This window comes from Herbaspirillum chlorophenolicum (assembly GCF_001189955.1).
Lineage (GTDB): Bacteria > Pseudomonadota > Gammaproteobacteria > Burkholderiales > Burkholderiaceae_D > Herbaspirillum > Herbaspirillum chlorophenolicum.
Genome location: NZ_LFLT01000038.1, coordinates 22,310 through 41,351 on the forward strand (window position 1 = coordinate 22,310; position 19,042 = coordinate 41,351).

20 protein-coding genes are annotated in these 19,042 nt (G+C 61.9%); 7 read left to right on the forward strand and 13 right to left on the reverse strand.

Features of this window, described 5'->3' with window-relative positions; translation table 11 throughout:
* Positions 1-29: 29 nt before the first annotated feature.
* Both AKL28_RS18725 and AKL28_RS18730 read left to right on the forward strand, forming a co-directional pair.
* Positions 30-1,025 carry a TRAP transporter substrate-binding protein gene (locus tag AKL28_RS18725; RefSeq protein WP_050469696.1) on the forward strand — a complete coding sequence of 332 codons (996 nt, stop codon included), beginning with the start codon at positions 30-32 and terminating at the stop codon, positions 1,023-1,025.
* Between the two features lie 22 nt (positions 1,026-1,047).
* A complete protein-coding gene (locus tag AKL28_RS18730) occupies positions 1,048-1,431 on the forward strand; it encodes a nuclear transport factor 2 family protein (RefSeq protein ID WP_050469676.1) in 384 nt (127 codons plus the stop codon).
* A gap of 87 nt (positions 1,432-1,518) precedes the next feature.
* On the opposite strand, the gene AKL28_RS18735 is transcribed toward AKL28_RS18730, so the two are convergent.
* Both AKL28_RS18735 and gcvA read right to left on the reverse strand, forming a co-directional pair.
* Positions 1,519-2,583, reverse strand: coding sequence for a fumarylacetoacetate hydrolase family protein (locus tag AKL28_RS18735; protein WP_050469677.1), 1,065 nt, complete (start codon positions 2,581-2,583; stop codon positions 1,519-1,521).
* Between the two features lie 25 nt (positions 2,584-2,608).
* On the reverse strand, positions 2,609-3,511 hold the full coding sequence (gene gcvA, locus AKL28_RS18740; RefSeq protein WP_050469678.1) for a transcriptional regulator GcvA: 903 nt from the start codon (positions 3,509-3,511) through the stop codon (positions 2,609-2,611).
* A 148-nt stretch (positions 3,512-3,659) separates the two neighbouring features.
* Between gcvA and AKL28_RS18745 the strand changes: the two genes are divergently transcribed.
* Positions 3,660-4,124, forward strand: a complete 465-nt coding sequence (locus AKL28_RS18745) for a RidA family protein (RefSeq protein ID WP_050469679.1) — start codon at positions 3,660-3,662, stop codon at positions 4,122-4,124.
* A gap of 14 nt (positions 4,125-4,138) precedes the next feature.
* Here the strand turns inward: AKL28_RS18745 and AKL28_RS18750 are convergent, their stop codons facing one another.
* From AKL28_RS18750 to ugpB, 4 genes are all read right to left on the reverse strand, one after another.
* Positions 4,139-5,209, reverse strand: a complete 1,071-nt coding sequence (locus AKL28_RS18750) for a sn-glycerol-3-phosphate import ATP-binding protein UgpC (protein WP_050469680.1) — start codon at positions 5,207-5,209, stop codon at positions 4,139-4,141.
* A gap of 20 nt (positions 5,210-5,229) precedes the next feature.
* Positions 5,230-6,081, reverse strand: a complete 852-nt coding sequence (ugpE, locus tag AKL28_RS18755) for a sn-glycerol-3-phosphate ABC transporter permease UgpE (protein ID WP_050469681.1) — start codon at positions 6,079-6,081, stop codon at positions 5,230-5,232.
* Complete coding sequence (gene ugpA / locus AKL28_RS18760; protein WP_050469682.1) at positions 6,078-6,962, reverse strand: sn-glycerol-3-phosphate ABC transporter permease UgpA; 885 nt, start codon at positions 6,960-6,962, stop codon at positions 6,078-6,080. The genes ugpE and ugpA overlap by 4 nt, the downstream gene beginning before the upstream one ends.
* Positions 6,963-7,105: 143 nt before the next feature.
* On the reverse strand, positions 7,106-8,416 hold the full coding sequence (gene ugpB, locus AKL28_RS18765) for a sn-glycerol-3-phosphate ABC transporter substrate-binding protein UgpB (RefSeq protein WP_050469683.1): 1,311 nt from the start codon (positions 8,414-8,416) through the stop codon (positions 7,106-7,108).
* 240 nt (positions 8,417-8,656) lie between these two features.
* Here ugpB and ubiA point away from each other — a divergent pair, with 240 nt between their 5' ends.
* On the forward strand, positions 8,657-9,511 hold the full coding sequence (ubiA, locus tag AKL28_RS18770) for a 4-hydroxybenzoate octaprenyltransferase (protein WP_050469684.1): 855 nt from the start codon (positions 8,657-8,659) through the stop codon (positions 9,509-9,511).
* A 35-nt stretch (positions 9,512-9,546) separates the two neighbouring features.
* On the forward strand, positions 9,547-10,206 hold the full coding sequence (locus AKL28_RS18775) for a thiopurine S-methyltransferase (protein WP_050469685.1): 660 nt from the start codon (positions 9,547-9,549) through the stop codon (positions 10,204-10,206).
* Between the two features lie 364 nt (positions 10,207-10,570).
* Here AKL28_RS18775 and AKL28_RS18780 read toward each other — a convergent pair whose 3' ends face one another.
* The 4 genes from AKL28_RS18780 to AKL28_RS18795 form a co-directional block, all read right to left on the reverse strand.
* On the reverse strand, positions 10,571-10,798 hold the full coding sequence (locus AKL28_RS18780; RefSeq protein ID WP_050469686.1) for a hypothetical protein: 228 nt from the start codon (positions 10,796-10,798) through the stop codon (positions 10,571-10,573).
* 17 nt (positions 10,799-10,815) lie between these two features.
* The gene (locus AKL28_RS18785; RefSeq protein WP_050469687.1) at positions 10,816-11,556 is read right to left on the reverse strand and encodes a peptidoglycan DD-metalloendopeptidase family protein; all 741 of its coding nucleotides are present in this window, start codon (positions 11,554-11,556) and stop codon (positions 10,816-10,818) included.
* Positions 11,556-12,368 carry a pyrroline-5-carboxylate reductase gene (gene proC, locus AKL28_RS18790; protein WP_082221572.1) on the reverse strand — a complete coding sequence of 271 codons (813 nt, stop codon included), beginning with the start codon at positions 12,366-12,368 and terminating at the stop codon, positions 11,556-11,558. Before proC ends, AKL28_RS18785 begins: the two co-directional genes overlap by 1 nt.
* Before the next feature lie 71 nt (positions 12,369-12,439).
* On the reverse strand, positions 12,440-13,141 hold the full coding sequence (locus tag AKL28_RS18795; protein WP_050469689.1) for a YggS family pyridoxal phosphate-dependent enzyme: 702 nt from the start codon (positions 13,139-13,141) through the stop codon (positions 12,440-12,442).
* 74 nt (positions 13,142-13,215) lie between these two features.
* Here AKL28_RS18795 and AKL28_RS18800 point away from each other — a divergent pair, with 74 nt between their 5' ends.
* Together AKL28_RS18800 and AKL28_RS18805 are read left to right on the forward strand one after the other, a co-directional pair.
* On the forward strand, positions 13,216-14,259 hold the full coding sequence (locus tag AKL28_RS18800) for a type IV pilus twitching motility protein PilT (protein ID WP_050469690.1): 1,044 nt from the start codon (positions 13,216-13,218) through the stop codon (positions 14,257-14,259).
* A 39-nt stretch (positions 14,260-14,298) separates the two neighbouring features.
* Positions 14,299-14,784 (forward strand): glutathione peroxidase, encoded by a 486-nt coding sequence (locus tag AKL28_RS18805; protein WP_050469691.1) that lies wholly within the window; start codon positions 14,299-14,301, stop codon positions 14,782-14,784.
* A gap of 5 nt (positions 14,785-14,789) precedes the next feature.
* Here the strand turns inward: AKL28_RS18805 and AKL28_RS18810 are convergent, their stop codons facing one another.
* The 3 genes from AKL28_RS18810 to AKL28_RS18820 form a co-directional block, all read right to left on the reverse strand.
* Complete coding sequence (locus tag AKL28_RS18810) at positions 14,790-15,434, reverse strand: glutathione S-transferase (RefSeq protein WP_050469692.1); 645 nt, start codon at positions 15,432-15,434, stop codon at positions 14,790-14,792.
* 94 nt (positions 15,435-15,528) lie between these two features.
* On the reverse strand, positions 15,529-16,413 hold the full coding sequence (locus AKL28_RS18815) for a phosphate/phosphite/phosphonate ABC transporter substrate-binding protein (protein WP_050469693.1): 885 nt from the start codon (positions 16,411-16,413) through the stop codon (positions 15,529-15,531).
* Positions 16,410-18,707: a bifunctional diguanylate cyclase/phosphodiesterase gene (locus AKL28_RS18820; RefSeq protein WP_402703062.1), complete on the reverse strand. Its 2,298-nt coding sequence runs from the start codon at positions 18,705-18,707 to the stop codon at positions 16,410-16,412. The genes AKL28_RS18815 and AKL28_RS18820 overlap by 4 nt, the downstream gene beginning before the upstream one ends.
* Positions 18,708-19,042: the final 335 nt, after the last annotated feature.

The following is a 19,042-nucleotide window of genomic DNA, read 5'->3' on the forward strand; positions in this document are numbered from 1 at the left end:
TCAATAACGCCAGCATCGGGGGGAAAAGCATGTCCGTCATTGCATCCGCAACATTGCGCCGGTTGGCCTGCGCCGCCATCTTTCTACTGCCGGCGGCCTCCGTGCCGGCCCAGACCGCCAATCTGCGCCTGATCAACGAATACCCGGCCACCTCGGTCACCGCCAGCGCCGATCTGCAGTTCGCGGCCAATGCGGCAAAGCTGTCGAACGGGGCTGTCGGCATCACGACGCTGCAGGAAGCGGCCAATCCCTACAAAGGCAAAGACCAGGTCGCCGCGGTAAGCGAGGGCCGGGCCGAGATCGGCACGCTGTTCGCCGGCATCCTGGGCGGCAGCGATTCGTTCTTTCTGCTGTCGTCGCTGCCATTCGTGGTCGACGACTTCGAGCAGGCGCAAAGCCTGTTCTCCTGTACCCAGCCGGAACTTGAACGCCACCTGGCAGCGCTGAACATGCGCCTGCTGTACGCCACGCCCTGGCCGCCGTCGGGCATCTGGTCGGCCAAGCCCCTGCCGGACGTGGCGGCGCTCAAGGCGCTCAGCATCCGCACCTACGACGACAACAGCCGCGGCGTCTTCCAGCGCATCGGCGCGCAAAGCGTCAATTTGCCGTTCTCGGCGGTGGGCCCCAAACTGACTTCCGGCGAACTCAATGCCGTGCTGTCGTCCGGCGACGGCGGCGCCGGCAATCGACTGTGGGATTACCTGCCCAACTTCACCGCGGTCAGCTATGCCATTCCGCTCAGCTACACCGTCATCAACAACGATGTCTGGAACAAGCTGGCGCCGGCGCAGCAAGCCGCATTGACGCAAGCGGCCAAAGCCACCAGCGACGCCAACTGGGCCACCGTCAGGAACCGCATCCAGGCCAACTATGCACGCATGAGCGAGCACGGCATGACCCTGAATCTGCAGCCGTCCGGCGCCATACGCCAGGCGCTGCGCCAGGCCGGCGGGGAACAGGCCGACAGTTGGTGGCAACAAGACGGCAACAACGCCATCCGCACGCGCTGCGCGCCACCGGCCTGAATTGAACAACAAGGAGACTCGTATGCCAAGCAAGGAAACTCTGGAAAAATTCATCGCTCGCGTCGAAGCGAATGCCCACATTGAAGCCGTGGAAGAGTTCTATGCCGAAGATGCCACCATGCAGGAAAATAACGAACCGCTACGCTTCGGCCGCGATGCCCATGTTGCCAATGAACGCAAGGTCATGGCGCGTGTGAAATCGCTGAAGTCGAAATGCGTCAGGCCGGTATTCGTCGAGGGCGACAAGGTGGTGATCCGCTGGATTTTTCATTTCGAATGGCTGGACGGCACCGTCACCCACCTGGAAGAACTGGCCTACCAGCGCTGGCAGGACGAACGGATCGTCGAAGAGACCTTCTTCTACGACCCCGCGCAGCGCGTGCCGCACGTGGAAGAAAAATACTAGGGCCTGACGACTTCCCCCACCGCCGCAAACAGAACCTGGCCCGGCATCCCTTGCGATGCCGGGCCATTTCATTTGACGGATCGCGGCTCAGACTTCCGATTTGATCGGGTTGCGGATAATGCCGACGCCGGTGATTTCGGTCTCCAGCATATCGCCCGGCTTGAGAAACTCCGGCGGCGTGCGCGCAAAGCCGACGCCGGAAGGCGTTCCGGTGGCGATGATGTCGCCCGCCTCCAGCGTCATGCCGCGCGACAGCTCCGCGATGATGCGCGGGATCTTGAAATACATTTGCCGATAGCTGGCATTTTGTTTCTCGACGCCGTTGACGCGGCAGATCACGCGCACGTCATCCAGCTTCACGCCCGCCGCCGTGACGATCCACGGCCCCATCGGCCCGTGGCCGTCCAGACTCTTGCCCTTGAACCATTGGCCGCCATGGCGCTTCTGCTGGATCTGGCGCGAGGTCGTATCGTTGTAGGCGGCATAGCCGAACACGTAATCCATGGCTTCGGCTTCCTGGATATTGCGGCCGCGCCGGCCGATGACGACTGCCAGTTCCGCTTCCCAGTCGGTCGTATTGGAGTTGGTGATGTCGTGCGGAATCGGATCGAAAGGCCCGTTCATCGTATGCGTGGCCTTGCTGAAAAACACCGGATGGTCCGGCAAGGTCTGCACCACCTTGTCGGCGCGCGCATTCTTGCCTTCTTCAAAGTGGTCGAGATAATTCCAGCCGACGCAGTAAATATTGCGATCCGGCCGCGGAATCGGCGACATCAGGCTGGCCTGGCCCAAGGACGGCAAACCAGTATCCTGCGCCGCACGATCGGCCACTGCCTTGACCTGCACCAAACCGGCATTGCCGCTGGCAACCAACGCCAGCATCGACGCGCCGTCGAAACCGAGCGCAACGTTCTGGCGCTGCGCCGCGCTTTTCAGATCGACGATGCGGCCATCGTCCAGCACCACGATCACGGTGGGCGCGCCGCCGGCGATCGTCGCCGTTGCCAGGCGCATGCCGATCTTGCCTGCCAGCGGCGCGACCGCGGGTGTCGGCGACCCGCTTTGCGCCTGAGCCAGATTCTGTCCCATCAACATGCTGCCGACAGCCGCCGAAGCGCCGGCCTTGATCAGATTGCGACGATGCTTGTCCATGCTTGTCTCCTTTTGATGCCTTGTTTTAGTGAATGACTTCCTTCCAGAATTTCCGGTCCGTTTCAAACGACTGCAACAACCAATTGGAGAAAGCGGTGACGTTACCGTCCAGATCCCCGCTTTGCGGGTACACCAGCCAATACGCCTGGAGCAGCGGCAGCATGAGCGGCACGGGCGCAATCAACTGCCGCTGCTGCAAAGCCCGCGCGACCAGCGACGAACGCGCCAGCGCCACGCCCTGACCGGCGATGGCGGCATCGACGGCGGCGCTTTCCTGATTGAAGACGATACCTGCCTTGTCCTCCATCTGCCCGCCATGCGCCGCAAACCAGTCACGCCACGGCTGCCGATCGTTCACGTGGAGCAATGCCACGCCGGCCATGTCTGCAATGCTCTGCAAGCTCTGGAAAGACGGCGCACACACCGGTAACAGAAACTCATCCCCCAGGCGCATGCATGAGAGACCCGGCCACGGACCTTCGCCATAGCGGATCGCCAGATCGATTTCTTCGCGGATGAAATTGACCTGGTGCTCGCTCTGCTCCAGGCGCAAATCCAGTTCCGGATACTGCGCGGCGAACGCGCCCAGACGCGGCACCAGCCATTTGGCGGCGAAGTTGGGCGAAGTGGAAATCGACAAGCGCCGCCGGTCCGGCCGTGCGTGCAGATTGGCGGTCGCCCCTTCGATGCGGTCGAAAGCGTCGCCGACCGCATCGAGATAGCGCCGCCCGGCATCGGTCAGCCGCAATTGACTAGGCAAGCGTTCGAACAGCGGCAGACCCAGTGCATCCTCCAAGGCCTTGACCTGATGGCTGACCGCGCCGGGCGTGACATTAAGCTCCTGCGCCGCCAGGGTAAAACTCTGATGGCGGGCCGAAGCCTCGAAGGCGCGCAAGGCGTTCAGCGAAGGAAGTTTTCGTGCCGTCATCGTGGTATGGAAATGCGTGAGAAATATTGAGGCCAGCCTGAGAAAAGATGCTTTGCCGCCATGCCGCAGCAAAATTTATTATAGATGCATCCACGGCACACACAGCTAATCCCGGCCTGCCACGACGAAGCAACCGAAAGGAAGCCCCATGAATCTGGAACAACGCCTGACCGAACTTGCCATTACCCTGCCCGCTTCCGCCGCGCCCGGCGCGCAATATGCGCCCGGCGTGATGCATCAGGGCCTGGCCTGGATCAGCGGCCAGTTGCCGCGTGAAGGCGATCGGGTGCTGGTGTCCGGCAAGCTGGGCCGCGAAGTCACGATAGAAGAAGCCAAAGCGGGCGCGCGCGCCGCCTTGATCCGGGCGCTTGCCGCCCTGCGCGACACGGTCGGCGATCTCAGGCGCATCGGCAAGATCCTGCGCCTGAACGTCTACGTCAACAGCACCGAAGACTTCAGCCAGCAAAGCGCCGTGGCCGATGCCGCCTCATCGCTGATCTATGAATTGTTCGGACCGGAACTGGGACAACATGCGCGCACCAGCGTCGGCGTCGCGCAATTGCCGCGCAACGCCGCCCTTGAACTGGATATCGTGGTGGCCCTGGAAGACTGAAAGAGATCGATCGATCAATCAATGCGATGCGTGGTCAGCGGATCGAACCAGTGCAAAAGACCTGCATCGAAACCGGCCGTCACTGTTTGTCCCATGGCCACGTCGGTGCCGGCCGCGCAGCGCGCGACCATGCTCTGGCCGCCGCAGCGCGTGTGCACCAGCAGTTCGGCGCCCAGCGCTTCGACCAGTTCGACTTGCATCGTCAGGCCGGGGAGGCCCAGTTGCAGATGTTCCGGACGGATGCCGAGAATGCGCGCACCTCCACCGATGTTCTTCGACGCCGGCAAGTCGACCGTTGAACCGTCGTCGAACGTAAAACGCGTACCGTCGTCGCTGAGTTTGCCGTTGAGCAGGTTCATCGGCGGCGAACCGATGAAGCCGGCGACAAAGGTGGTCGCCGGTTTTCCGTAAACTTGCGCCGGCGTGCCGATCTGTTCGGCACGGCCCTTGTTCATGACGATCATGCGCTGCCCCAGCGTCATCGCCTCGACCTGGTCGTGCGTCACGTACAGGCTGGTGGTGCGCAGCGAGGCATGCAATTTCTGGATTTCCAATCGCATCTGCACGCGCAGCTTGGCGTCGAGGTTGGACAGCGGTTCATCGAACAGGAACACGGCAGGCTTGCGCACGATGGCGCGGCCCATCGCCACGCGCTGGCGCTGGCCGCCGGAGAGCTGGCGCGGCGTGCGTTCGAGCAAGGCGCCCAATTCGAGGATCGCCGCCGCGCGCTGCACGCGCTCATCGATCTCGGCTTTGGAGAGGCCTGCGATCTTCAAGCCGTAGGCCATGTTCTCGTACACCGTCATGTGCGGATACAGCGCGTAGTTCTGGAACACCATCGCGATATCGCGCTCCTTGGGTTCCAGCTCGTTGACCACGCGCTCGCCGATGACGATCTGGCCATCGCTGATTTCTTCCAGGCCGGCCACCATGCGCAGCAGCGTGGACTTGCCGCAGCCGGAAGGGCCGACCATGACGATGAATTCGCCGTCGGCGATGTCGGCATCGATGCCGTGGATGACGTCGACCGCCTTGGCGCCACGGCCATAGGTCTTGCGGACTTGCTTGAGATGGATCGCTGCCATATTCGCTATGCGTGAGAAATTTATTTTTCGGAATCGACCAGACCCTTGACGAACCACTTCTGCATCACCACCACGATCAGTCCGGGCGGCAGCATGGCCAGCATCATGGTGGCCATTACCATGTTCCACTCGACGGCCGAATCGCCGCCGGAGATCAGGGTCTTGATGCCGATGCCGATCGGGTACATGTTCTGCTGCGTGGCGATCATCAGCGGCCACAGGTACTGGTTCCAGCCGTAGATGAACATGATCACGAACAGCGCAATCACATTGGTGCGCGACAACGGCCACAGCACATCCTTGAGGAAGCGCAGCGGCCCGGCGCCATCGATGCGGGCCGCCTCGGCCAGCTCGTCGGGCACGGTCAGGAAGAACTGGCGGAACAGGAAGGTAGCCGTTGCCGAGGCGATCAGCGGCACCGTCAGGCCGGCGTAGCTGTTCAACATGCCCAGGTCGGACACCACCTGGTAGGTCGGCGTGATGCGCACTTCCACCGGCAGCATCAGGGTGACGAAGATCATCCAGAAGAACAGGTTGCGGCCGGGGAAGCGGAAATACACGATGGCGAACGCGGACAGCATGGAGATGGCGATCTTGCCCACGGCGATCACCAGCGCCGTCACCAGGCTGACCCACAGCATGTTGATCACCGGCGGCGCGATGACCTGGCCGGAGGCGCCCTTGAACAGCACCGTGCCGTAGTTATTGAGCAGCTCGCCGCCGGGCACCAGCGAAATCGGCGACATGGCCGACTGCTCGGCGGTCTGGGTGCTGGCGATGAAGGCGACATAGAGCGGAAACACCACCGCCAGCACGCCCAGGATCAGCACCAGGTGGCTGACCGCGTCCAGGATTGGTCGTCTTTCTATCATGCGTATTGGACCTTCTTCTCAACGTATTTGAACTGCACCACGGTCAGCAGGATCACCACCGCCATCAGCACCACCGACTGCGCCGCGGCGCTGCCCAGGTCGCCGCCCTTGAAGCCGTCCGAGAACACCTTGTAGACCAGGATCTCGGTGTCCTTGCCGGGGCCGCCATGGGTGGTGGCTTCGACGATGGCGAAGGTGTCGAAGAAGGCGTAGACCACATTGACCACCAGCAGGAAGAAAGTGGTCGGCGAGATCAGCGGGAACACAATGGTGAAGAAGCGCTTGACTGGGCCGGCGCCGTCGATGGCAGCCGCTTCGATAAGCGACTTGGGAATCGATTGCAGGCCCGCCAGGAAGAACAGGAAGTTGTAGCTGATCTGTTTCCACACGGCGGCGATCACGATCAGGATCATCGCGTGGCGGCCGTTGACCATATAGTCCCAGCCGATGCCGAACTTGCCCAGCAGGTGCGACAGCACCCCCAGCGAGGGACTCAGCAGGAACATCCACAGCACGCCCACCACCACCGGCGACACCGCATAGGGCCAGATCAGGAAGGTCTTGTAGATCGACGCGCCGCGGGTGACGCGGTCGGCGAATACCGCCAGCAGGAGCGACAGCGTCATGCCGAAGAACGCCACCAGCAGGGAGAAGACCGCCGTAGTGCGGAAGGATTCGAGATAGGTCGGGTCGCCGAACAAGGCGGCGAAGTTATCCAGCCAGACGAATTCGGAATAGCCGCCGAAGGCGTCCTGCAACAGCACCGACTGGTACATCGCCTGTACCGCCGGCCAGAAAAAGAACAGCAAAGTGACCAGGATCTGCGGTGCGACCAGCAGATACGGCAGCCACTTGGATTTGAATCGCGCGCGTTTTTCCACGTTCGTTCAGGCCAGGAAAGAAGGTTCAGGAAAGCGAAAACCAGCGGCGCCGCGCCATCCCATTGAATGGGGCGATGCCGCCGGAAACGCCGTCCGCGCACCCACTGCGGGCGACGCGGACGGCGGCACAGTCAATGCAGGTATTACTGGTTACCCTTGTTGGCTTTCTCGAAGCGCACCAGCAGCTCGTCGCCGCGCTTGACGGCCGAGTCCAGCGCTTCCTTCGGGGTCTTCTTGCCGGTCCAGACGTTTTCCAGTTCCTCGTCGAACACGGTGCGGACCTGCGCATAATTGCCCAGGCGCAGGCCGCGCGACTTCTCGGTGGTCTTGACGATCATCTGCTTGACCGCGACATCGGTGCCGGGATTGCGCTCATAGAAACCGGCCTGCTTGGTCAGCTCGTAGGCGGCCTTGGTGACCGGCAGGTAGCCGGTATCCTGGTGCCACTTCGCTGCCACTTCCGGCTTGGAGAGGTAGGTGAAGAACTTGGCCACGCCCTTGTACTCGTCAGCCTTCTTGCCGCCCATCACCCACAGCGAAGCGCCGCCGATGACCGTGTTCTGCGGTGCGCCCGGCACGTCATTGTAGTACGGCAGCGCGGCAACGCCGAACTTGAACTTGGCGTTCTTGCGGATATCGGCATAAGCGGAGGAGGAACCGGTGATCATCGCGCACTCGCCGGCATTGAACTTGGCGTTGGCTTCATCCTTGCGGCCGGCATAGGTGAAGTACCCCTGCTTGGCCCAGTTCGCCAGGTTTTCGATATGGCGCACGTGCAGCGGGCTGTTGAGTTTCAGGCGCGCATCGAGGCCGCCGAAGCCATTGTTCTTCGATGCCAGCTCGACGTTATGCCACGTTGAAAACGATTCCAAATGCACCCAGGATTGCCAGGTCGTGGTGTATGCGCACGATGCGCCGCTGGCCTTGATCTTGGCGGCCATGCCGACGAAGTCCTGCCAGGTGGCGGGCGGCTTCTCGGGATCGAGACCGGCCTTGGCGAACATGTCCTTGTTGTAGAACATGATGGTGGTAGAGCTGTTGAACGGGAAGGACATCATGCCCTTGGCGGTCGAGTAGTAACCCGCTACCGCCGGCACGTAGGCATTCTGGTCGAATTTCTCGCCGGCCTGGTGCATGACTTCATACACCGGCTTGACCGCGCCCTTGGCGTAGATCATGGTGGCAGTGCCGACCTCGAATACCTGCAGGATATCCGGCGCGTTGCCGGCGCGGTAGGCGGCGATGGCGGCAGCCATCGATTCATCGTAGGTGCCCTTGTAGACCGGGACCACCTTGTAGTCGGACTGGCTCTTGTTGAAGTCATCGGCCAAGGCATTGACGCGTTCGCCCAAGGCTCCGGTCATCGAATGCCACCAGGAAATTTCAGTTGCGGCGTAGGCGGAAGAGGCGATCGTCGCCAACATGCCGGCCGCGACCAATTTTTTTAAGTTCATCAGAGACCTCCAGAAAAGGGGTTTTGATGCTAACAACGCTCCATGACAGCCGCGTTACATTAACGGCACTCCCCGCCGGGTGCAAAGAAAAACGATGCCGCTGCGCAGCAGAAAATTATCAATAAGATATTTTTCCTGCGATTTCCTGCTCAGTGGGAGCGCGCTGTCAGCCGCGCGTCAGGCCGGCAGCAGGTGCTGCGGCGGCGATTTATAATGCGGCTTTCGTTTTCCGGACCAGGCATGAACAGGCTCAAGCTTTACGCACTGCTGGTGCGCGCACACAAACCCATCGGTATCCTGCTGCTGTTGTGGCCCACGCTGATCGCCCTGTGGCTGGCCTCGGGCGGCGTTCCCTCGCTGGGCGTGCTGGCCATCTATGTGGTGGGCACCGCGCTGATGCGCTCGGCCGGCTGCGCCATCAACGATTACGCCGACCGCGACTTCGACCGTTTTGTAAAACGCACCGAGCAACGCCCGCTGACCGCCGGCAAGATCAAGTCGTGGGAAGCGCTGATGGTGGCCGGCGTGCTGGCCCTGGTATCGTTCCTGCTGATCCTGCCGCTCAACACGCTGACCAAGCAGTTATCGGTAGCCGCGCTCATCATCGCCGCCACCTACCCCTACTTCAAGCGCTTCTTCGCCATCCCGCAAGCTTACCTGGGCATCGCTTTCGGCTTCGGCATCCCCATGGGCTTTGCCACGGTGACCGGCGAAGTGCCGCCGGCGGCCTGGGTGCTGCTGGTCGCCAATGTGTTCTGGGCAGTGGCGTACGATACCGAATACGCCATGGTCGACCGCGACGACGACCTCAAGATCGGCATCAAGACCTCCGCCATCACCTTCGGCCGCCATGACGTGCTGGCAGTGATGCTGTGCTACGCCGCCGCGCTGGCCCTGATCTGGGTAGTGGGGCTGCAGTACGGCATGGGCCTGTGGTTCTCGGCCGGCATGCTGGTGGCCTGCGGTTTCGCCATCTACCACTACACGCTGATCCGCGAACGCGACCGCATGCGCTGCTTCGCCGCTTTCAACAACAACAACTGGCTGGGCTCGGCAATCTTCGCCGGCGTGGCGCTGGATTACCTGTTGCGCTGACCGCGCAAACGGATTCACGATAACAAGGAGACACGATGGAAGCAGAATTCTGGCTGGAGCGCTGGCGCGAGGGACGCACCCATTTTCACCAGTCGCGCGTGACGCCGCTGCTGCAAAAATACTGGCCGGCGCTGGAGCTGCCGGCCGGCAGCACGGTGCTGGCGCCGCTGTGCGGCAAGTCGCTGGACATGCTGTGGCTGGCCGAACAGGGGCACAAGGTATTGGGCGTGGAGCTGTCGCAGTTGGCAGTCGAACAGTTCTTCGCTGAAAACCAACTGTCACCGCAAGTGCACGAATCGACACAAGGGACCCATTACTCGGCCGGCGCCATCGAGATCATCTGCGGCGACATCTTCAAGCTCGATGATGCAACCTTGGCCGGCTGTGCCGGCGCCTATGACCGCGCAGCCCTGATCGCCCTGCCGCCGGAGATGCGTGAGCGCTATGCGCAGCAGGTTTACGGCCGTTTGCCGGACGGTGCACGCAGCATCCTGATCACTCTGGAATATGCCCAAGAGCAGATGGATGGGCCGCCGTTTTCAGTACCGGAAAAGGAAGTGCTGGATATCTACGCGCCGCATACCGGGGTGCAGGTAATCGACCACCGCGACATCCTGGAGAAAGAGCCCAAGTTCATTGAGCGCGGATTGAAGAGGTTGGATACGGTGGTGTACCGATTGCAGCGCAAGGGCTGAATGCATCGCACCGAAGCCGCAGGCCAGAAGCAAGCAGCGCGAGGCCGAAGGCGAGCCGGTTACGAAGTCCGCTTCTGACCAGCCGCTGGAGTGACGGGAAAAATGGGCAAGGCAGAATCGCTGCGCTCCGACTGCCTTGCTGATCCATTTTTCCCGTCACTCCAGCGGGTACCCCGAAGGGGCTGGGCAGTAGCGGTCGCCTTCTTTTGCTTACTTTTCTTGGCGAGACAAGAAAAGTGAGCGGCTGCCGGGCCGCCCCCGGCGCTCCCCTCCGACCGGAGAAACAACCCAATCAAGCCAGAGCACCAACACGCAGCAAGACCAGACTACCCAGCACCAACATCCAATACGACGCAATAAAGCATCACACTTCCGCAGTAGTCCTCACCACCGTCACCCGGCTGATCAGAAACTCCCCATCCACCACCACCCGAAACGGCGTACCCACAACGTTGAAGCCGGGACCACCATCATCGTCCCACACCTGCGCCATCGCATCGAACTCACGCGGACTCATGTGCAGCATCTGGGCGCTGATGACAAAGGTAGCCCCCGTCTTTTGTTTCCTGACGATCTCGTCGAGCTTGGCCATGACAATTCCTGAACGGTTCAGCGCGACGGCAGCAAGGCCATCACATTGACCGGCTTGCCGTTGCGGCGGATTTCAAAATACAGCTTGACACTGCTGGTGTCGCTGTTGCCCATCGCGGCGATCTGCTGGCCGCGCGTGACCATCTGGCCCTCCTTGACCGCGATGCTCTTGTTATGCGCATAGACCGACAGCAGCGTAGGCGTGTGCTTGATGATCACCATGTTGCCATAGCCGCGGATACCGTGGCCGGCATAGGTCACCTTGCCGGCAGCAGCAGCCACCACTGCCTGGCCATCGGTGCCGGCGATGTCGATGCCCTTCTTGTAACTGTCGCTGCTGGGCGCCGACTTGCCCTGCGTAGGCCAGATCCAGTCAAGTTTGGCATCGGCCGGAGCCGGCGCATCGTCATCGTCGCCCTTGCCCGTCGCTTTGGCTGCGGGCTTGGCGGCCGGCGTCGCCTTGCGCGCCGGCGCCGACGATGCGCCGCGGCTGCTCTGGCCGGCGCCGGTGCGCGCCACGATCCCGGAAGGCGGTTTCACCAGGATGCGCTGGCCGACTTCCAGGTCGTTGGGATTGCGCAGCCGGTTCCAGGTAACCAGGTTGGAGGGATTCTGGTCGAAGTCGCGGCCGATGCTATAGAGGGTATCGCCACGGCGCACGGTGTAATAACCGTCGCTGTCGGCGGTCGAGGCGCACCCTGCCAGCAGGAGCACGCCCGCCAGCGGCAGCGCCGCAACAATGCTTGCAATTCTCTTCATCAGGCCTTGCCGAACTCGTCGCCGAGTTCCTTGCTGCGGGCGGCGGCGGCCTTGAGCGCGGTGACGATGGAATCCTTGACGCCGGACTGCTCCATGGAGACCAGCGCGGCATAAGTGGTGCCGCCCTTGGAGGTTACGCGTTCACGCAACGTGGCGACCGATTCGTCGGAACGGCGTGCCAGCTCGGTAGCGCCTTCGAACGTGGCCTTGGCCAGCTGCATGCCCTCGGCGGACGACAAGCCCAGTTCGGTGGCGGCCTTTTCCATCGCTTCGAGAAAGTAGAAGACATACGCCGGGCCGCTGCCGGAAATCGCGGTAACCGCGTCGAGCTGCTCTTCGGACGATACCCACACCGTCTCGCCGACCGCCTTGAGGATGGAATCCGCCTGGGCGCGCTGCAACGTCGACACTTCCTGGTTGGCCGCCACACCGGTGATGCCGCGGCCGATCAACGCCGGCGTGTTGGGCATGGCGCGCACCACGGCCTGGTGGCCGTCCAGCCAGCGCGACATGTCTGCAATGCGGATGCCGGCGGCAATGCTCAACACCAGTTGCGCGCCGATGAAGGGTTTCAGGGTCGCCACCACGTCGTGGATCTGCTGCGGCTTGACCGCCAGCACCACCACGTCGCTGGAGGCAACCGTGCCGTCGATGGCGGTGGCGGTAGTGACGCCGAACTTGCCCTGCAGCGCTTGCAGCGAATCGGCATTGAGGTCAACCACGTGGATATTCTGCGGCTCCGCCACCTTGCCGACCAATCCGCCGATCAAGGCGGTCGCCATGTTTCCGCCACCAATAAACGCTATCTTCACTTCCACTCCTTGTGTCGTCGCCGTAAAGCGCTGTTCCAATAAAAAAGATGCAGGCGCCCGCCTGGGGCCTCTTACATGTAGTTGCGCGCACCGAAGATGGCGCTGCCGATGCGCACAATGGTCGCGCCCTCGGCCACCGCCGCTTCCAGATCCGCCGACATGCCCATCGACAGCGTATCCAGCGGCAAGCCATCGGCGCGCAGCGATTCGTACAAGCCGCGCACCGCAGCGAAGGCTGCACGCTGGCGCGCGACATCATCGCTCGGCTCGGGAATCGCCATCAGCCCGCGCAGCGCCAGATTGGGCAATGCCGCCACCTGCGCCGCGACCGCGGGCAGTTCTTCCGGCGCCAGGCCGCTCTTGCTTTGCTCGCCGCTGATGTTCACCTGCAGACAGATGTTGAGCGCTCCCAGTTCCGGCGGACGCTGTTCCGACAATCGGCGGGCGACCTTTTCGCGGTCTACCGAATGGACCCAGTCGAAGCTCTCGGCAATGGGCCGGGTCTTATTGCTCTGGATGGGACCGATGAAGTGCCACTGCAGCTGCGCCGCCGGCGCCAGCGATTTCATCGCGGCGATCTTCTCCAGCGCTTCCTGCAGATAATTCTCCCCGAATGCCTGCTGCCCGGCCCGCACCGCCTCCATCACCGCATCGGTGCCGAAGGTCTTGGAGACCGCCAGCAATTGTATCGATGACGGAGCGCGGTGCGCGCGTTCCGCGGAGATGGCGATCTGGGATCTCACGTGTTGCAAGTTTTTGGCGATTGGCGACATAATCCGGTGCCGGGAGGGCTCGGCTGCGGGGAATATAAATAGATTGCTCAGTGCTTTCCTTGCAAGGATTATAAATGGACATTGCCGGACTACTGGCATTTGGCGTCAGAAACCAGGCTTCCGACCTGCATCTGTCGGCCGGTTTGCCGCCCATGCTGCGCGTGCATGGCGACATCCGCCGCATCAATCTCAGCCCCCTGTCCGACGAGCTGCTGCAGGCGATGCTGCTATCGGTGATGAATGAAGAACAACGGCGCGCCTACGCCGAACATCTGGAATGCGACTTCTCGTTCCAGCATCAGGCCCTGGGCCGGTTCCGCATCAATGCCTTCCGGCAACAGCGCGGTGCGGCAATCGCCATCCGCCATATCCCGCAACAGATCCCCACGCTGCACAGCGCAGGCGCGCCGGCCATCTGCGCCGATCTGGCATCGCGCCCACGCGGGCTGGTGCTGGTGACCGGCCCTACCGGCTCGGGCAAGAGCACCACGCTGGCCGCCATGGTCAACCACATCAACGAGCAACGCGCGGCCCATATCCTCACCATCGAAGATCCGATCGAGTTCGTCCATGAGCCGCGCCGCTCGCTGATCAGCCAGCGCGAGGTAGGCGTGCATACCCATTCCTTCGCCAATGCGCTGCGGGCTGCGCTGCGGGAAGATCCCGATGTATTGCTGGTGGGCGAGTTGCGCGACGCCGAAACCATCCGCCTGGCGCTGACCGCCGCCGAAACCGGCCACCTGGTATTCGGCACGCTGCACACCGCCTCGGCCGCCAAGACCGTGGACCGTATCGTCGACGCCTTCCCCGCCGGCGAAAAGGAAAGTGCGCGCGCCATGCTGGCCGAATCGCTGCAGGCGGTCATTTCGCAAACGCTGCTCAAGACGCTCGACGGCAACGGCCGGGTGGCAGCGCACGAGATCATGCTCTGCACCCCGGCGATCCGCAACCTGATCCGCGAAGGCAAGACCGCGCAAATGTATTCGGCGATCCAGACCGCCACCGGCATGGGCATGCAAACGCTGGAAGGCAGCATGGGCGAGCTGGTGCACCGCGAGCGCATCTCGCTGGAAACGGCCCGCAGCCATGCGCGTTCGCCGGATTATTTCCCTTTATAGGCGCTAAAATAGCGCACAGGAAAGACCTAGGGGCCAACCATGACAACTGTCTACGAATTCCAGCCGAAGCTGGCTGACGATACCGAATTCCCGCTGGAACAGCTACGCGGGAAGGTAATGCTGATCGCCAATACCGCCAGCAAGTGCGGCTTCACGCCCCAATACAACGGGCTGGAACACATCCACCGTCAGTTCAAGGGCCGCGGCCTGGAGGTGATGGCTTTTCCCTGCAACCAGTTCGGTTCGCAGGAGCCGGGGAACGCCGAGGAGATCAGCGCCTTTTGCGAGAAAAACTACGGCGTGAGCTTCCCGCTGTTCGCCAAGATCGACGTCAATGGCGACGATGCCGCGCCGCTGTTCAAATTCCTGAAGAAGGAAGCGCCGGGACTGTTAGGCAGCAAGGCGATCAAATGGAATTTCACCAAGTTCCTGGTGCGCAAGGACGGCAGCGTCTACAAGCGCTACGCGCCGCAGACCCGCCCCGAGGAAATGGTGTCCGACATCGAGAAGCTGCTGGCCGAATAAGAAGCTCAGGCAGGCTGCCGGTAGGTGCCCATCCCATGCGGCGCGGCGGCGAATTCGGGCAGCCGCTCGGCGGCGGCGGACAGCGCCGCCAGCGCCGGGTAGCGTGCGGCGGGTACAACATCCGGCACCATCTTCTGCGTGAATTGCCAGGCCACCGCCGTCGTCAGCGCGGCCTGGTCGATAGTGGCGCTGGCAACTGCCGCCTTCTGTTTTTCAAAAACCGCTTCCAGCGCATCATAAGCGGCCAGCAACTGGCCCGACACGCGCGCCAGCCAGGGCTGATGCAGCTTCTCGGCAGGACGCAACTCATGTTCGTAAATGATTTGCACGCTTTTCTCACAAGCCGCCATGGCCAGGCCGGTCACGCGCAGCGACCTCTGCAGGCCGGGAATATCGGACGGCACCAGGCTGCGTCCGGAAACCAGGGCAGACAGCGCCTCGGCATATTCCAGGATCAGGGTGGAATCCATCAATACTTCACCATCGTCGCAAATCAGCGTCGGCGCCTTGACCACCGGGTTGATGCCGCGGAACTGGTCAAAGGTGCGGAAAACCGATACCGATTGGTGTTCGAACGGCAGGTCAAGCAATTGCAGGGAAATCGCGACGCGGCGCACGAAGGGCGAATCGAGCATGCCTATCAGTTGCATGGAGCACTCCAAAGATGAAAACGAACTTGAGCAACGATGTTACTGCATGCCGGCCAGCTTGTGCTGGATAGCCCGGATGTGCAGCAGCAATGGCTCATGGCAGGTCGCGGATGATCTTATAGTCGGCGTCGCGCGCCGGCACAAAGCGCGTGGCATGCAGGTTGCGCAGCGTGGCCCTGACCTGGGGCGATTTGTTGTCGAGGAAGACTGCACGGATCTTGTTGCGGATATCAGCGCACAACTGCCCCCGATAGACGAAGGGATCGAAAGGAATCGGCGCCGAACGCCACAGCACGCGCAGGTCGCGTTTTTTCAACCGGCCTTCGGTGATCATGCGCGAGAGGTTGGTACTAGCCACGAAAGCGGCGTCGGCATTGCGATTGAGTACCGCCAGCGCCGATTGCTCATGGTTGCCGGAGTAGCCGACTCGCGAAAAGTAGCTCGCCAGCCTGAGGCCGTTCTGGCGCGCGAAGATGTGGCGCGGGATCAGCGCGCCGGAGGTGCTGTCGGGATCTGCCAGCGCCAGCACCTTGCCGCGCAGCGAGGCGATGCTGTCGTAAGGCCCCTGCTGGCGCGTGACCAGCAATGAATAGTAGACCGCCGATGCACCGCCCGGAGCGAAATTGGGCTCCTGCTGCTCCATCGAGGCGAACGGGGTAATCTTGGCGTCGCCCTTCCTGGCCGTCACATAAGATGCCGGCCCAAGGCGCGCCACATCGATGGCGCCTGCAATCAGGCCTTCGATTACCGAACCGTACGAGGATGGCACCACCATTTCCACCGGTATCTTCAGCTGGCTGCGCAGCGCGTCCAGCAGTGGGTCCATTGCCGCCTGCTGCTCTTCGTCACTGCCCTGCGGCACGAAGGAAAAGCGTAGCCGTTCCGGGCGTTCGCAAGATGGCTGGGCCATGGCCGGCGTGGCGCAGGCCAGCGCCATGGCAGCGGCAACGACGGCAAATACGCTAGCGGCAATCTTCATGCGATCTCAAACCTGCCCTTCTGCAAAATGGCTTCCAATTGGTCCGCCGGCACCGGCCGCTGCAGGTAAAAGCCTTGCACCTGGTCGCAGCCCATCACCTTCAGATGCATCAACTGCTCCTTGGTCTCCACGCCTTCGGCCACCACCCTCAGGCCCAGATTACGCGCCAGCGTGACGGTGGAGGCGACGATCATGCCGTCGCTATTGTCGTTGCGAATGTCGCTGATGAAGGAACGGTCGATCTTCAGCGCGTACACCGGCAATGTCTTGATATGGCTGAGGCCGGAATAGCCGGTACCGTAATCGTCCAGGTAGATCTTCAGCCCTTCGTCGCGCAACTTGATCAGCGTCGCACGAGCGGTTTCCACATCTTCGATGAAACAACTCTCGGTGACTTCGATCTCCAGCAGATCGGGTGTGAGCTGGTAGCGGCGCAATGCCGCGCGCACGGTATCGAGCATGCTCTCGTCGCGCAATTGCTTGGCCGAGACATTGATCGCCACCGGCAGCAACGGCGCGCCATTGGCCCGCCATTGCGCCAACTGGCGGCATACGGCTTCGATGATCCAATGTCCCAGCGGCACGATCAGGTCATGCGCTTCCGCCAGGCCGATGAATTCGCCGGGAAAGATCAGGCCGTGCTCGGGATGCTGCCAACGGATCAGCGCCTCCATGCCGGTCACCCGGAACTGCTGCAATTCGACCTTGGGTTGGTAATGCAGGCAGAATTCATCTTCCTTCAGCGCCTGGCGGAAGCGCGCCAGCAGTTCCAGTCCGCGCACTGCGATGGCGTTGAGCGAAGCGTCGTAGAAGCGATACAGGCCGGTACCGGACGTCTTGGCGGTATACATCGCCGAATCGGCGTTGGTCATCAGCGCTTCGATGCTCTGCCCATCGCGCGGATACAGCGCAATGCCGATGCTGGGCGCGGTTTCCACATAACTGCCAAGCAGGTCCGGATAGGGTGCGCGGATGCTTTCGACCAGCTTGTCGGCGATCTCCGCCACGCTCTCCTCGTTGCGGATCTCGGACACCATCACCACGAATTCGTCGCCGCCCAGGCGCGCCACCAGGTCGTACTCGCGCAGCGCCGCACGCAAGCGCTTGGCCACGGTTTGCAGCAAGGCGTCGCCGACGGCGTGGCCAAGCGTATCGTTGATCAGTTTGAACTTGTCGAGATCGAGGAAGAACAGCGCATACAGGTTGCGGCTGCGCTTGGCGCGCGACAACTCGGTCGACGCCAGTTCGTAGAACAGCATGCGGTTGGGAATGCCGGTCAGATAGTCGTGCGATGCCAATTGGTAGGCGCGCGACTTTTCCTGTTCCAGCTGGTCGATCAGGCCGCTTTTCTCGCGTTCGGAGTACAGCAGCTTTTCATACAGGAAGCGCCTGCGATGCGCCAGGTTGATCAGCCCACCCGTGAGCAGGATGATGGCAAGCGAAATGCCGATGGCCTGCACATAGTACTGGCGGTGCGCCGGCCCCAGCTTTCCCAGCAATTGCTGCGGATCGCGGCTGACCACCACCGCCAGCGGATAATGCGCCAGGCGCCGCTGCACGCCCACATGCTGCACCTCCTCGCCCGGACGCAAGGCGTGGATCAGGCCATCGCCCTTGCCGGACAGCAGGAACAAGGCGTATTCCTGCCCCGCGTAATTGGAACCGCCGCTGAGGATGCCGCCAGAAAGTTCGGCCAGCTGCAGCCCGGCAGCGTTGAGGATTTCAATCCGGCTGGAACCGCCCACGCTGACTTCCTGATAGGTCTTGAGGAAGTAGCCCAGGTCGAGGATGGCAGTGAAGAACCCTTGCAATTCTCCGCGGGCGCTCTGCAGCGGAATCAGCAACGGCACGCGCCAGCTGTAACCGTCGCGGTTGTTGGGCGGGTTGATGATCATCGCGTTCTGTTTGTACGACGATGTCAGCGTGCTCATGTAACCGGCGTTGATCAGCTTGCTCAGTTCCGGCTCTTCCTTCTGGCGCGCCGATGAATAGACCAGATGCCCGGCCGCATCGAACACCGCCACGCGCAGGTAAGCGGAGTCACCGTTGAACAGCGGGTTGAGGTAAGTGGCCGTATAGTGTTCGCCGCCCAGCATGGCCTGGCCGATGCGCGAATACAGCAAGGTCTTGCCCAGCACTTCGTCCAGGTTGGCCGAGACAATGGCTGCGACGTTCTTGCTGTCGGCGATGGAACTGGCGATGGCCAGCTCCTTTTCATTCTCGATACGCGTAATGGTGAGAAACCATAGGACGACCAGCACGCAAGCCGACAGCAATGCCAGTCCGGCCGACATGCCGCGCCCCGCAAGCAACTCGGTCAATAGCCTTTTCGGCTCTATAGGTCTAGGCTTACGCAATCCCCACTCGCTTGAACATTCTGCCGGAGAGCCCGGTGCCTGCTTGTTTCCCCCAAGCCAAAGCAGGTTAGTACGCCAATGTGTCAAGTTGATGACAAACCGGGGAGCCTGTTGCATGGACTGTTTTCATGGCGGCTCCATTGCTTTTATTGCAGGGTTCCACACTGTCGTCCTGACGAACGGCAGATTCTGTCGCGCATAAAAAAGGACGCCGAAGCGTCCTTTTCTTTTGGTGTCGAAACTAAACCAAGCTTAGTTCTTGGTCTGGTCGA